Annotated in this window: 8 protein-coding genes; all 8 read left to right on the top strand. The window is 74.4% G+C overall.

Features of this window, described 5'->3' with window-relative positions; translation table 11 throughout:
• Nucleotides 1-73 precede the first annotated feature (73 nt).
• A complete protein-coding gene (locus tag J2S46_RS24810) occupies nucleotides 74-886 on the top strand; it encodes a methyltransferase domain-containing protein (protein WP_191293968.1) in 813 nt (270 codons plus the stop codon).
• Between the two features lie 129 nt (nucleotides 887-1015).
• Nucleotides 1016-2545, top strand: coding sequence for a DUF4190 domain-containing protein (locus J2S46_RS24815; RefSeq protein WP_307351169.1), 1530 nt, complete (start codon nucleotides 1016-1018; stop codon nucleotides 2543-2545).
• 172 nt (nucleotides 2546-2717) lie between these two features.
• A complete protein-coding gene (locus tag J2S46_RS24820) occupies nucleotides 2718-2870 on the top strand; it encodes a hypothetical protein (RefSeq protein ID WP_190214574.1) in 153 nt (50 codons plus the stop codon).
• Nucleotides 2871-2880: 10 nt separating this feature from the next.
• Nucleotides 2881-3276: an NUDIX domain-containing protein gene (locus J2S46_RS24825; protein ID WP_191293970.1), complete on the top strand. Its 396-nt coding sequence runs from the start codon at nucleotides 2881-2883 to the stop codon at nucleotides 3274-3276.
• Nucleotides 3277-3700: 424 nt separating this feature from the next.
• Nucleotides 3701-6403: a SpoIIE family protein phosphatase gene (locus J2S46_RS24830; protein WP_229913309.1), complete on the top strand. Its 2703-nt coding sequence runs from the start codon at nucleotides 3701-3703 to the stop codon at nucleotides 6401-6403.
• Nucleotides 6404-6621: 218 nt separating this feature from the next.
• Nucleotides 6622-9186: a SpoIIE family protein phosphatase gene (locus J2S46_RS24835; RefSeq protein WP_370882236.1), complete on the top strand. Its 2565-nt coding sequence runs from the start codon at nucleotides 6622-6624 to the stop codon at nucleotides 9184-9186.
• A 183-nt stretch (nucleotides 9187-9369) separates the two neighbouring features.
• A complete protein-coding gene (locus J2S46_RS24840) occupies nucleotides 9370-11259 on the top strand; it encodes an ABC transporter family substrate-binding protein (RefSeq protein WP_191293972.1) in 1890 nt (629 codons plus the stop codon).
• Between the two features lie 494 nt (nucleotides 11260-11753).
• A complete protein-coding gene (gene typA / locus J2S46_RS24845) occupies nucleotides 11754-13622 on the top strand; it encodes a translational GTPase TypA (protein WP_073926287.1) in 1869 nt (622 codons plus the stop codon).
• The last annotated feature ends 407 nt before the right edge of the window (nucleotides 13623-14029 follow it).

Consider the following 14029-nt stretch of genomic DNA (forward strand, 5'->3'; position numbering starts at 1 on the left):
ATTCTCATTGGGCGAGACGCGGAGTAGCGTCGGAACGGCCGGAAAGCGGTCCGGCCGGATCCGAGGGGGCGTCATGACCGAGCATCAGAACACCTACACCCACGGCCATCAGGAGTCGGTGCTGCGCTCGCACCGGTCCCGGTCGGCCGCCGACTCGGCGGCCTACCTGCTGCCTTCGCTGCGTCCGGGCCAGGCCCTGCTGGACGTCGGCTGCGGGCCGGGCACGATCACCGCGGACCTGGCCGAACTGGTCGGCCCCGGCGGGCGGGTGGTCGCGGTGGACAGTTCGGCCGAGGTGCTGGAGCAGGCCGCGGCCAACGCGGCGGCCCGCGGGCTGGACAACGTGGTGTTCGAGGTCGCCGACGTCCACCGACTGCGCTTCGAGGACGGCGAGTTCGACGTGGTGCACGCCCATCAGGTGCTGCAGCACGTGGCCGACCCGGTCGCCGCGCTGCGCGAGATGCGTCGGGTCACGGCGCCCGGCGGAACGGTGGCGGCCAGGGACGCCGACTACGCCGCGATGACCTGGTACCCGCGGCCGGCCGGGATGGACGACTGGGCCGCCCTGTACCAGCGGGTGTCGCGGGCCAACGGCGGTGAGCCCGACGCCGGGCGCCGCCTGCTGTCCTGGGCCAGGGCGGCGGGTTTCACCGAGGTCGAGGCGGGCTCCTCCACCTGGACGTACGCGACGCCCGACCGGCGTGCCTGGTGGGGCGGCATGTGGGCGGACCGCATCCTGAAGTCGGCGATCGCCGGGACGGCCCTGGCCGAGGGCTTCGCCGAGCAGGCCGACCTGGAGCGGATCTCGGCGGCCTGGCGCAGCTGGGCGGCGGCCGAGGACGGCTGGTTCGCGGTGCTGCACGGGGAGGTGCTGGCCCGGGCGTGAGACTGCCCCGGGCGGACGTGACGGGCCCGTGAAGGTCCGGTGAGCTGGTCCGATAGAGTCGCGCGTCGGTCAGTCGTCGAACTGGTGCCCGCCAGTGGCGGGCCGGGGGAGCTCAAGGTGTCGCCGAACATGTCGAAGGCCGGGCCGGGCTCCCCGGAGGACGGCGCCTGCGGCCCCGCCGCCCCGGCACCCGCGGTGGAGGCGCCCGCGGTCGGGTCACCCGCCGTCGATACGTCGCCCACCGGAACGGCCGACGTTCCGACGGCCCGCACCGACGCATCACCCGCCCCCGCGCTCGCTCCGCCCGCCCCCGCGCCCGCCCCGCCCGCCTCTGCCGCGCCCGCCGCGGCGCAAGCCGCCCCGCCCGCGCCCGCGGGGCCGGTGGACGCCGTGCCGGCCGGCCCGCCCGTCGCTCCCGAGCCCTTCGACCCGTGGGCGCCGCCGAGCGAGGCCGAGACCGCCGCCCCGGGGGTCTTCGGCCACGCCGCAGGGCCCACCCCGCCGCCCGCCGACCGGCCGCAGCCGCCCGCGGGCTGGGCCCAGTCGCCGCCGGGCTGGACCGCGCCGGCCACCGGCTGGGGCGCGGTCACCCCGGGCGCGGTGTCCGGGTTCCAGGGGATGTACGCGTACCCGCCGCGGCCCACCAACGGATTGGCGATCGGCTCGCTGGTGACGGCGCTGACCTGCCTGTCGCCGGTCGCCCTGGTGCTCGGGGTGATCGCCCTGGTGCAGATCCACAAGCGGCAGGAGCGGGGCCGCGGCATGGCGGTGGCCGGGGTGGTGCTGGGCGTCCTCGGCCTGCTGCTGGGCGCGCTGACGGCCTTCGGCCTGGCCCTCGACGACCAGGACGGCAGCACGCCGGGCCGGCCGGTCGGCCCGCGCGGTTCGGTCACCTGGGACAAGGTCGCCAAGGGCGACTGCTACAACCCGGCGCCGGGCGCCGGCGACGCCGACCAGCAGGTGTCCTGGGTGACCAAGGTGCCCTGCTCGCTCCCGCACCACTCGGAGGCGGCCGGCACCGCGGCGATCGCGCCCGCCGAGGGCGGCGGCTACCCGGGCGAGGACAAGATCCTCAAGTCGGCCGACGCGCTCTGCAAGCCGGTCTTCGACAGCTACGTGCTGGACGACTGGGCCGTCCCGGACGGCGTCGGCCTGAGCTACATGTACCCGACCCGGGGGAGCTGGCGGGCCTCCGGCGGTTCGTTGATCTGCGTCCTGGAGGACGTCGAGGCCTCGCACAAGGGTTCGCTGCGGACCGACCGCACCACCCTGACGCCGGCCCAGCTCGCCTACCTGGAGGCGGTGAAGCCGCTCAACGCCGCGGCCGAGGACATCCCGGAGGACGAGGTGGCGGACGCCCCGGCGGACTACCGGGCGTGGGCCGCGACGATGGCCGAGGCCACCCAGCAGGAGGGCGAGAAGCTGGCCGCGATCGCGTGGCCGGAGGCGGCCAAGGGCCCGGGCGAGGCCATGGTGGCCAGCAAGCCGGCCGCCGTGGAGGCCTGGCACGCGGTGAAGACGGCGCGGGACGGTGCGGAGCTGGCGCGGGCGGTGCAGCGGGCGAAGGCCCTGCTGCGCGACTCGGTCGGCGAGGCGAAGGCCGTCCGCGCGGCCCTGGGCCTGTCCACCGGCGAGCACCCCGGCGACCTCCAGGTCTGACGCGGGGCCGGTGCCGCAGGGACGTGCCCGGGGCCGTCCGGCCGTCGCCGGCCCCGGTCTTACGCACTGTTAACCAGTCCCGTACCTGCCGGTAGCGGTCGGCGCCTAGCGTCGTGCCCAGGGCCGGCCCGGCTCGACCCCCACGCGGGCCGGGCCCGCTACCCTCACCCGGGTGGAGACGTACCGGGTGATGCGGCAGGACGACAACGGCAATCGCTACCTGGTCGCCGGCGGACTGGACCGGGCGGAGGCCGAGCGGCTGGCCGCCGAGTTCGAGGCCCGCGGCCACAAGCAGCTGTACTGGGTGGAGTCCGAGGCCGCATAGGGTCGTGGCCATGGAGATCCGGATCGTCGTCGGCGGCGCACTCATCCACCAGGGCCGGGTGCTGGCCGCACGGCGCAGCGCGCCGCCCGAGGTGGCCGGAGGCTGGGAGTTCCCGGGCGGCAAGGCCGAGCCCGGCGAGTCCGAGGAGCAGGCGCTGGAGCGCGAGCTGCTGGAGGAACTGGGCGTCAGGGCCAAGGCCTTGGAGCCGCTGCCGGGCAGCTGGACGGTGCGGGCCGGGCTGGAGCTGCGGTTCTGGGCGGCCGAGCTGCTGTCGGGCGAGCCGCAGCCCCTGGAGGACCACTCCGAGCTGCGCTGGCTGGGTCCGGGCGAACTGGGCGACGTCGAGTGGCTGGAGCACGACCGTGAGGTCCTGCCGTACGTCGCCCGCCTGCTGGCCCGGGGCTGACCCGTCCGGGCCGGTACCGGCCCGTCGGCGGCTCGCAGCGCCCTCCTGAGCGCTCCCGGACACCCCGGACGCAGACACACCTCCGGGCCCCTCGGGAGCCCGCCGCCCGCCGGCGCCCGCGCCGCGACCCGCTCACGGCACCGACCGCGGCGGGCCGGGTAGGCCAATCGGAAACCACCGGACGGCTGCCGGGATAGCCACGGTTTCCGCGGGGTATGTCACTGTTCGGCAGCATTCGTCACCATCGGTGAGTCGGCCGTTCCGGCGGATCCGGTCGTGACCTGGGATCGGCCACGACATTCCGCGCCCCGGCACCCCGCCGAGGTGCGCAGCCCGAGAGGCGGAGGCCCCGTCGGTGTCGAGTACGGGTAATGGCGAGGGAGAACGACGAGCCCAGGGCCTTCCCCGACGGGGGCCGCGGCACGTGGCCCCCACCGGCCTGGGCCCGCTGCGCCGCGCGCAGGCGGGAGGCGCCTCCGCGCGGGCCCGGCTGCGCTCCGGCACCCGGGCCGCGGGCCCGGCCGCCCGCCGCCGCGAGGACACGGCCGGCCCCCGCACCACGCTGCCCCTCGTCCACCCGGGGCCCCCGACGGTGGGCACCCGGGGCGGTCCCGGGCTGGCGTTCCCCGACACCGGGCCGCCGGTGGAGGGGCCGCCGCTGCGGACCGAGGGCAGCCTCTTCGACGTGGTCAAGGTGGCCATCGCGATCCTGGACACCTCCGCCCGGGTGGTGCTGTGGAGTCCGGCGGCGGAGGACCTGCTCGGCTGGCCGAGCGAGCTGCTGGTGGGCCGCCGGATCGACGAACTGCTGGGCGACGAGGAGCAGGTCGCCCGGACCAGGGCGGCGATCCAGGCGACGCTGCGGACCGGTGCCTGGCACGGGCTGACCGAGATCCGCCACCGGGAGGGCCCCGCGGTCGCCGTCGAGGCCCGGATCTCGCTGCTGGTGGACGGTGACGGCACCCCGTTCCTCCAGGTGGCGCTGACCGAGGCGCGGGCCCTGCAGGCCGTCGAGCGCGACCTCGCGGTGCGCGACGCCCTGTTCGAGCAGTCCCCGCTGGGCATCGCGGTGCTCGACACCGACCTGCGCTACACCGCGGTCAACCAGACCCTGGCCGACATGAACGGCGTCCCGATCGAGGAGCACACCGGCCGGACCACCGGCGAGACGCTGCCCGAGCGGGCCGCCGACGAGATCACCGCCATCCAGCGGCAGGTGCTGGCCACCGGCGAGCCCGTCATCGACGTCACCCTGGCCTCCCCGGTGACGGCCCGCGCCGGGTTCCGCTCGATCTCCTACAGCCGGATGACCGACCGGGCGGGCCGGGTGCTCGGCATCTCCGGCACCGTGATGGACGTGACCGAGCGGTACCGGGCGGTGGCCAAGGTCGAGCACGCCCGCCGCCGGCTGTCGCTGCTCAACGAGTTCGGCTCCCGGGTCGGCGACCTGCTGGACGCCGCCCGGATCGCCCAGGAGCTGGCGAGCGCGGTGGTGCCCCGGCTGACCGACCACGCGGCGGTGATCCTGCTGCAGGCCGTCGCGCACGGGGACGACCTGCCCCGGCACGGTCACGACCGCCGCACCTCCCTGCTGCAGCTCGGCACCGCCTCGGTCCAGGACGGCCCGGAGGTGGAGGTGATGCTCCGCCGGGGGGCCAGGATCACCTTCGCGGAGGACTCCGCCTGCGGCCGGGTGCTGCGCACCGGCGTGCCCGAGCTGCTGTCCGGCGCGGACGAGCTGAGCGACGTCACCTACCCGGCCGACCCGAAGATGCAGGCCGCCCAGGAACTCGGGGTGCACTCGATGCTGGTGGTGCCGCTGCGGGCCCGCGGCATCGTGATCGGCCTGCTGCTGGTCAGCCGGGCCGGCTACCGCGAGGGCTTCGACCGCGACGACCTCGCCTTCACCGTGGAGCTGGCCGACCGGGCCGGCAGCTCGCTGGACAACGCCCGGCTGTACGCCCGGGAGCGCACCGCGGCGCTCACCCTGCAGCGCACCCTGCTCCCGCAGCAGGTGCCGCAGCCGACCGGGGTGGAGGTCGCCTACCGGTACGTGCCGGGCAGCAGCGGCACCGAGGTCGGCGGCGACTGGTTCGACGTCATCCCGCTGCCCGGCGACCGTACTGCGCTGGTGGTCGGCGACGTGATGGGTCACGGCCTGCGGGCCGCCGCCACGATGGGCCGGCTGCGGACGGCGGTGCGCACCCTGGCGGGCCTGGACCTGCCGCCGGACGTCCTGCTGCGGCACGTCCACGAGCTGACCGACGACCTCGCCCAGAGCCCGGACGAGGCCCTGCTGGCGACCTGCATCTACGCCGTCTTCGACCCGGCGACGGCCCGGCTGGTGGTCGCCAAGGCCGGGCACATCCCGCCGGTGCTGATCGTCCCGAGGGAGGCCGCCGAGGAGCCGACCCGCACCGGCGGCCCGCTGCCGGGCGGGGTCGGCCGGGTGCTGGAGCTGCCCTCGGGGGCGCCGCTCGGGGTCGGCGGGGTGCCCTTCGAATCGGTCGAGCTGAAGATCCCGGAGGGCAGTCTGCTGGCGCTCTGCACCGACGGGCTGGTGGAGTCCCGCGACAAGGACCTCGACGTCGGCCTGGGCCGGCTGCTGACGGTGCTGGAGGAGCCGTACGCGTCCATCCAGCAGGCCTGCGAGGCGGTGCTGGGCACCATGGAGCAGGGCCGGGAGCCCGACGACGTCGCCCTGCTGCTGGCCCGGCTGGGCCACGGGCAGGCCGGCACCCCCACGGCCGGCTGGACCCTGCCGGCCGAGCCGACCGCCGTCGCCCGGGCGCGCCGGCTGGTCCGGGCCACCCTGGCCGAGTGGGGCGTGGAGGAGCTCACCGACACGGCCGAGCTGCTGGTCAGCGAACTGGTCACCAATTCCGTCCGCTATGCGAGCGCACCGATCGGCGTCCGGTTGACGCTGGGCAACACCCTGCTGGTGGAGATCTCCGACCCGCTGCCCGACCCGCCCCGGGAGCGGCACGCGGCGGAGGCCGACGAGGGCGGCCGGGGGCTGGAACTCGTCCGCCGGATGGCCCTTCGCTGGGGGGCGCGGGCCGAAGGAATCGGCAAGGTCGTCTGGTTCGAACAGGCGCTCCCGGGTATGGAGCCGGACGAGAGGTGACGCGAGTAGATCGGGACATGACATGGCGTACGGCGGTCCGAGGGGGCGCGCACGACAGCAGGGGGCGCGGGCGTGGCATTGTGGTTGCGCGGGCGTCCGGACAAAAACCTTCGCCCGATCTGATGTTGTGATGTTGAGGGCGTGTGCGCTCACCCCTCGATGATGAATACTCGGTCTTCTCGACATCCGGACGGTCGCGGGTTGGAGGGGTCGGTCCGTTGAACAGCACCCCGGCGCGGAGCGCGCCGATCAGCAGCGGTCATGTCGCCGTGCCCGGACAGTCCACCGCTCCCGGCGGACTGCCGAGGCCCGCGCCCGCGAACCTGGCCCGCTGGGGCCACGGCCAGCCCGGATCGATCTACGACTACATCCGCGTCGCCACCTTCGCGATCGGCCCGGACGGCCGGATCAGCCAGTGGAGCGACCGCGCCGCCGAGTTCTTCGGCCTGCCCGCCGCCGAGGCGGTCGGCGCCGACCCGATCACCACCTTCGTGCCGCGCGAGCTCTGGGCCCGCGGCCGGGCCAGGCTGGAGAACATCCTCCGCGGCGAGGAGTGGGTCGGCACCGCCCCCTATCGCGACGCCACCGGCGCCGAGAGCCTCGCCGAGCTGTACCTGATGCCCGACAGCGCACTGCCCGCCTCCGGCGCGACCTGCCTGGCCGTCGACCTCGGCCGGCTGCGCCGGATCGAGACCGACCTGGCGGCCTCGGAGGCCGTCTTCGGGCAGACCCCGACCGGGTTCGTGCTCTTCGACGCCCGGCTGCGCCTGCAGCGCGTCAACGACGCCTTCGCCTCCGGCGTCGGCCTCGGCCCCGGCGACCTGGAGGGCCTCACCCCGTACGACCTCTTCCCGCCCTCCGAGGCCGACCGCCTGGCCGCCGCCCTGCGCAAGGTGCTGGACAGCGGCGAGCCCGTGTTCGACCTGCGCTTCCACGCCCCCGCCGTCGAGGGCAACCGGCTCTGGGCCATCTCGCTCTACCGCCTCGACGGCGGGGGCGGGCAGCCGATGGGCGTCGCCGGGCAGGTCTCGGACGTCACCAGCCGCCACGTCGCCGAGCGCGAGGCCGACGGGGTCCGGCGCAATCTCGCACTGCTCAACGAGGCCAGCGCGCACATCGGCTCGACCCTCGACCTGGAGACCACCGCCAAGGAACTGCTGGACGTCGTCGTCCCGCCGTTCTGCGACCTGGCCACCGTCGACCTCTACACCGCGCTGCTGACCGGCGAGAACGCCCCGCGGTCGGCCCGGCTCGGCGAGCCGGTGCTCACCGACGGCTGCGGCGAGCTGCGCCGGGTCGCCGTCTCCAGCGTGGTCGGCGGCGCCTCCTCGGTGCTCGGCTCGGTGGCCGGGTTCCCGGTGGCCGAGGCCGGCGGCACGCTCTGTTACCCGCGCCGCTCCCCGCACGCCCGGGCCCTGCGCACCGGGCGCAGCGTCGCCCCCGAGCCGGGGCCGGACCCGCTGCTGCGCTCCACCCTGATCGTCCCGCTGGTCGCCCGGGACCAGGTGCTCGGCCTGGTCCAGCTCTCCCGCGCGATCGGCAGCGAGCCCTTCGACGCCCGCGACGTCGCGATCGCCGAGGAACTGGTCGCCCGCGCCGCCGTCTGCATCGACAACGCCCGGCTGTACCGCCGTGAGCACGAGCGCGCGCTGATCCTGCAGCGCAGCCTGCTGCCCCCGGGCAACCCGGCCGCCAGCGGCCTGGAGATCGCCTGTCGCTACCTGCCCAGCAACAACAACACCGAGGTCGGCGGCGACTGGTTCGACATCATCCCGCTGCCCGGCAACCGCACCGCCCTGGTGATCGGCGACGTGATGGGCCGCGGCCTGCGGGCCGCCGTCGCGATGGGCCAGCTGCGCACCGCGGTCCGGACCCTCGCGATGCTCGACCTCGACCCCGCCGAGGTGCTCACCGCCCTGGACGAGATCGCCCGCGGGCTCGGCGACGACTCCGCCCCGGCCGCCGGCACCACCCCGTACGGCCGGCTCACCTCGCCCGCCGACGAGGAGGCCCGCGAGGTCTACCTGGCCACCTGCGTGTACGCCGTCTTCGACGCCGTCACCCGGCGGTGCGTCTTCGCCAACGCCGGCCACCTGCCGCCGGTCCTGCTCAGCCCCGGCGAGAGCGCCCGGATGCTCGACGTCCCGCCCGGCCTGCCGCTCGGCGTCGGCGGCGAGCCCTTCGAGGAGGTCGAGCTGACCCTCCCGGACGGCGCCCTGCTCGGCCTGTACACCGACGGCCTGGTCGAGTCCCGCAAGCACCAGCTGGACGAGGGCCTGCGCGCCTTCCGGCAGGCGCTGTCGGCCGGCGCCAAGAGCCTGGAGGACCTCTGCGACCACGTCCTCGGCGAGCTCAACCCGCACCACGGCGAGGACGACATCGCCCTGCTGATGGCCAAGGTGCACGCCTTCCCCGAGGACTCCGTCGGCGACTGGCGCCTGCCGCCCGAGCCGACCTCGGTCGCCAAGGCCCGCGAGCTGGCCTGCAGCTGGCTGCTGGCCCGCGGCCTGGACGAGCTGGTCGACACCACCGAGCTGCTGGTCAGCGAGCTGGTGACGAACGCCCTGCGGCACGGCCGGGGCGACATCCGGCTGCGGCTGCTGCGCGACCGGACGGTGGTCTGCGAGGTCTGGGACGACGGCTACGCGCAGCCCCGCCAGCGCCGCGCCCAGGAGACCGACGAGGGCGGCCGCGGCCTGCAGCTGGTCAGTCTGCTCGCGGAGCGCTGGGGCAGTCGCCGCACCCCCAAGGGCAAGATCGTCTGGTTCGAGTTGAGCCCCTGACCGGCGCGGCGGCCCGCCGGCCGCCCCTCGCCGGCCGCCCGGCCCGCCGCACCCCGGCTGTCCGCCACGCGGGTGCTTCGGCGCGGCCGTCCGCCGTGTCGGGCCCGCGCCCGGCGCCGCCGTCGCGTTGAGTGGTGACCCACCCCGGTCATCGGGTCACCCGACCAGCCGACGGAGCCGAGCATGCGCGCCCGCCAGATCACCGCCGCAGCCGCCGCGCTGCTCCTCACCGGCATGCTGGCCGGCTGTTCGGACGACCCGGCGCCTACCGCCGTGGCCGCCTCCGACGTCAGCGCCGCCGACCGCGCCCAGGTCCGCGAGGGGGGCACCCTGCGCTGGGCCGTCGACGCCGTCCCCAGCACGCTCAACGTGTACCAGCCGGCGGCCACCGCCGACTCCGAGCTGATCGCCCGGGCCGTGCTGCCCTCGCTCTTCCGCTTCGACGAGCACGCCCGCCCCACCGCCGACCCGGACTACCTGCTCTCCGCCGAGTCCACCCCGGCCGGGCAGACCCCGCAGGTCGTCACCTACCGGCTCAACCCCAAGGCGGTCTGGAGCGACGGCACCCCGCTCTCGGTCGCCGACTTCAGCGCCCAGCGCAGCGCCCTGGCCGGGGTGAACCCGGCCTACCAGGCGGCCCGGCCGGCCGGGTACGACGCGATCGACTCGATCACCCAGGGCGCCGGCCCCGGCGAGGTCAAGGTCACCTTCAAGCAGCCCTACGGGCAGTGGCGGGCGCTCTTCGGCCCGCTCTACCCGGCCTCCGCCACCGGCTCCCCGGAGGCGTTCAACCAACCGCTCGCGGGGGAGTTCCACACCTCCGGCGGACCTTTCCTGCTCGCCGACTGGGACCGGACGGCGGGCCGGGCGGCGCTGGTCCGCAATCCGAAGTGGTGGGGCGACGCGCCGAAGGCCGAGCGGATCGACTTCCTCGCCACCCCCGCGGCCGCCCGGCTGGACGCCCTCGACCAGGGCAAGCTCGACATCGCGACGCTCACCGAGGCGGTCGACCGGGCCGGCGGTCCGGAGCCCGCGCTCGCCCAGGCCGCGGCCACCACCGTGCCGTCCGGGGCCGCCGTACCGTCCTCGCAGACTGCGGCGTCCGTCTCCGTCTCCGCCTCCGCCTCCGCCTCCGCCTCCGCCTCCGCCTCCGCCTCCGCGCCCTCGGCCGCAGCCGCGCCGCCCGACTCGGCCGGCGTCGCGCTGGCCGTGGCCTCCGCGCAGGCGCTCAAGCGGGCCGAGTCCCTGCCCGGGCTCTCGCTGCACCGGGCGGCCGCCCCGGCCCTCACCGAACTCACCCTCAACGCGTCCCGGGCGCCGCTCACCGACCCGGCCGTCCGCCGGGCGCTGGCCCGGGCCGTCGACCGCCGCAAGACCGCCGACGCCGCCCTCACCCCGCTCGGCCTGCCGGCCACCCCGCTCGGCAACCACCTGCTGGCGGTCGGCCAGGACGGGTACCAGGACAACAGCGGCGCGGCCGGGGACGTCCCGGCGACCCGGCTGCTGGACGAGGCCGGCTGGAAGAGCGCGGGCTCCGGCACCCGGTCCAAGGACGGCAAGGAGCTCAGCCTCACCCTGCTGCTGCCCGAGGGCTCGGCCACCGCCCGGCGCACCGCCGAGGCGCTGACCGCGGACCTGGCCGGGGCCGGCATCGCGCTGCACTCCAAGGCCGTCCCCGTCGACAGCTTCGTCAGCGGCCCGCTGGCCGCGGGCGACTTCGACCTCGCCCTGTTCTCCTGGCCCGCCACCGCCTCCCCGGCCACCGACGAGCGGGCCGTCTACGCCAAGCCGCAGCCCGGTCCGGACGGCGCCCCGAGGCTCGGCTCCAACTACGCCCGGACCGGCACCGCGGAGATCGACCTCCTCTTCGACCGGGCCGCGGCCGAACTCGACCCGGCCGCCGAGCGCTCCCTGCTCCAGCAGGCCGACGCCCGGATCTGGGAGCTGGGCCACTCCGTCCCGCTCTACCAGCGCCCCGACCTGGTCGCCGTCCGCAACGGCGTGGCCGGCGCGGGAGCGTACGGCTTCGCCCGGCCGCGCTACCAGGACCTCGGATTCCTGGCCACGACCTGACCAATCCCCACGAACCAATCCCCACGAAAGCGTGAACCCGGACGGGAACCGTGCCGATACGCTGAGTGCCAGGGCCGGACTCCCGCCCGTGGAGCGACGATGACTCGCGAGAAGATGCCGGACCGGGCCCTTCCGAGCAACTGAAGCTCGCGCCGCCGTTCGCGATCGACGTCGACCTGACCGCCGTCGACCAGTTCCGACCGCTGTCCGGGCGCGACCGCAGGACGCGGCCCGGAGGCCCTCTCCCGGACCCGTCCGGACGGTCACGACCGTGCCGGGTGACCGACGACACCCCCGCTCCGGGGCCGGGGGCAAGTGGCCGTTTCGGCCCAGCTGGGTGGTTCCCAGTACCATAGGAGAAAGCCGTGGCGTGTCTGCCCGGCGGGTGGACCGGTAGTAGCAGGCGGAACGGGCGGCGGCGATCAACAGGGATCGCAGGTCGGCGTCACGCAGCCGGGCGCCGTAACCCACGACTCCGGGAGAATCCGCTCCGCATGCCCACGCGCAATGACATCCGCAACGTTGCCATCGTCGCCCACGTCGACCACGGCAAGACCACGCTGGTCGACGCCATGCTGAAGCAGGCCGGCGCCTTCGCCGCCCACCAGCACCTCGACGACCGAATGATGGACTCCAACGACCTGGAGCGCGAGAAGGGCATCACCATTCTCGCGAAGAACACCGCCGTCAAGTACCACCCCAAGGAGGGTGGCGCGCCGATCACGATCAACATCATCGACACCCCCGGCCACGCCGACTTCGGTGGTGAGGTCGAGCGCGGCCTGTCGATGGTCGACGCGGTCGTCCTCCTGGTCGACGCCTCCGAGGGTCCGCTGCCGCAGACCCGCTTCGTGCTCCGCAAGGCCCTGACCGCGAAGCTCCCGGTCATCCTCTGCATCAACAAGACCGACCGTCCGGACTCCCGGATCGACGAGGTCATCAACGAGACCTACGACCTCTTCCTGGACCTCGACGCCACCGAGGAGCAGATCGAGTTCCCGATCGTCTACGCCTGTGCGCGTGACGGCGTCGCCTCGATGACCAAGCCGGAGAACGGGACCGTGCCGGCCGACAGCGACTCGCTGGAGCCGTTCTTCTCCACCATCCTGGAGCACGTCCCGGCCCCGGTCTACGACGAGGACGCCCCGCTCCAGGCGCACGTCACCAACCTGGACGCCGACAACTTCCTCGGCCGTATCGCGCTCTGCCGCGTCGAGCAGGGCGAGCTGCGCAAGGGCCAGCAGGTCGCGTGGATGAAGCGCGACGGCTCCGTCCAGCAGGTCAAGATCACCGAGCTGCTGATGACCGAGGCGCTCACCCGCAAGCCGGCCGAGGTGGCCGGCCCCGGCGACATCTGCGCCGTCGCGGGCATCCCGGACATCATGATCGGCGAGACCCTGGCCGACCTGGAGAACCCGGTCGCCCTGCCGCTGATCACGGTGGACGAGCCGGCCATCTCGATGGTCATCGGCACCAACACCTCGCCGCTGGTCGGCAAGGGCGGCAAGGGCCACAAGGTCACCGCCCGCATGGTGAAGGACCGCCTGGACCGCGAGCTGATCGGTAACGTCTCGCTCCGCGTGCTGCCGACCGAGCGCCCCGACGCCTGGGAGGTCCAGGGCCGTGGCGAGCTGGCGCTGGCCATCCTGGTCGAGACCATGCGCCGGGAGCTCTTCGAGCTGACCGTCGGCAAGCCGCAGGTCGTCACCAAGGTCATCAACGGCAAGACCCACGAGCCGGTCGAGCGGATGACCATCGACAGCCCCGAGGAGTACCTCGGCGCCATCACCCAGCTGATGGCGACCCGCAAGGGCCGCATGGAGACCATGACGAACCACGGCTCCGGCTGGGTCCGCATGGAGTTCATCGTCCCGTCGCGCGGCCTGATCGGCTTCCGCACCCAGTTCCTGACGGACACCCGCGGCACCGGCATCGCGCACTCCATCTTCGAGGGCCACGAGCCGTGGTTCGGCGAGCTCCGGATGCGCAACAACGGTTCGCTGGTCGCCGACCGCGCCGGTGTCGTGACGCCGTTCGCGATGATGGGCATCCAGGAGCGCGGCACGCTCTTCGTCGAGCCCACCACCGAGGTGTACGAGGGCATGATCGTCGGCGAGAACTCGCGCCAGGACGACATGGACATCAACATCACCAAGGAGAAGAAGCTCACCAACATGCGTGCGGCCTCCTCCGACACCACCGAGAACCTGGTGCCGCCGCGCAAGCTCTCGCTGGAGCAGTCGCTGGAGTTCTGCCGCGAGGACGAGTGCATCGAGGTGACCCCGGAGACCGTGCGCATCCGCAAGGTCGTCCTGGACCAGAAGGAGCGCGGCCGTACGGCCTCGCGCGCCAAGAAGAACTGACGCCCGCTCCGGCGTGCTGACGTTCGCCGCGGTGTCCTGACGCCACGGTCGTAGCGCCACCGGCCGCCGTCCCGCTCCCCCGACAGGGGAGCGGGACGGCGGCCGTTCTGCGTGCCCGCGGCGGCGCCGAGGGGCCCGCCCGGGGGCTCCCGGCCTTCCCGGACCGCCCCGTGCCATCCGATCGGATCGTCCACGGATCGATGGGCCCGTCTGTCGTGTCATGCCCGCGGCGGTTTCTGCTTTGTGCCCCCCCGGGCGCCGGCGAGGGGCCGCGTTAACCGCAATCCCGACTGTTAAGTGAACGCTGTCTGTTAACGGAGCGCTGTCGACGCGCGTAGCACCTCTGAGGCCTCTATCACGCCCGAATGTCCGCTGAGCGAACGTGACAATCCGTCATACATGACAAC

It is taken from the genome of Kitasatospora herbaricolor, assembly GCF_030813695.1.
GTDB lineage: Bacteria > Actinomycetota > Actinomycetes > Streptomycetales > Streptomycetaceae > Kitasatospora > Kitasatospora herbaricolor.

Coding starts and splice junctions, on each gene's coding strand:
- J2S46_RS24810 (WP_191293968.1), top strand. CDS start 74: ATGACCGAGCATCAGAACACCTACACCCACGGCCATCAGGAGTCGGTG.
- J2S46_RS24825 (WP_191293970.1), top strand. CDS start 2,881: ATGGAGATCCGGATCGTCGTCGGCGGCGCACTCATCCACCAGGGCCGG.
- J2S46_RS24815 (WP_307351169.1), top strand. CDS start 1,016: ATGTCGAAGGCCGGGCCGGGCTCCCCGGAGGACGGCGCCTGCGGCCCC.
- typA (WP_073926287.1), top strand. CDS start 11,754: ATGCCCACGCGCAATGACATCCGCAACGTTGCCATCGTCGCCCACGTC.
- J2S46_RS24840 (WP_191293972.1), top strand. CDS start 9,370: ATGCGCGCCCGCCAGATCACCGCCGCAGCCGCCGCGCTGCTCCTCACC.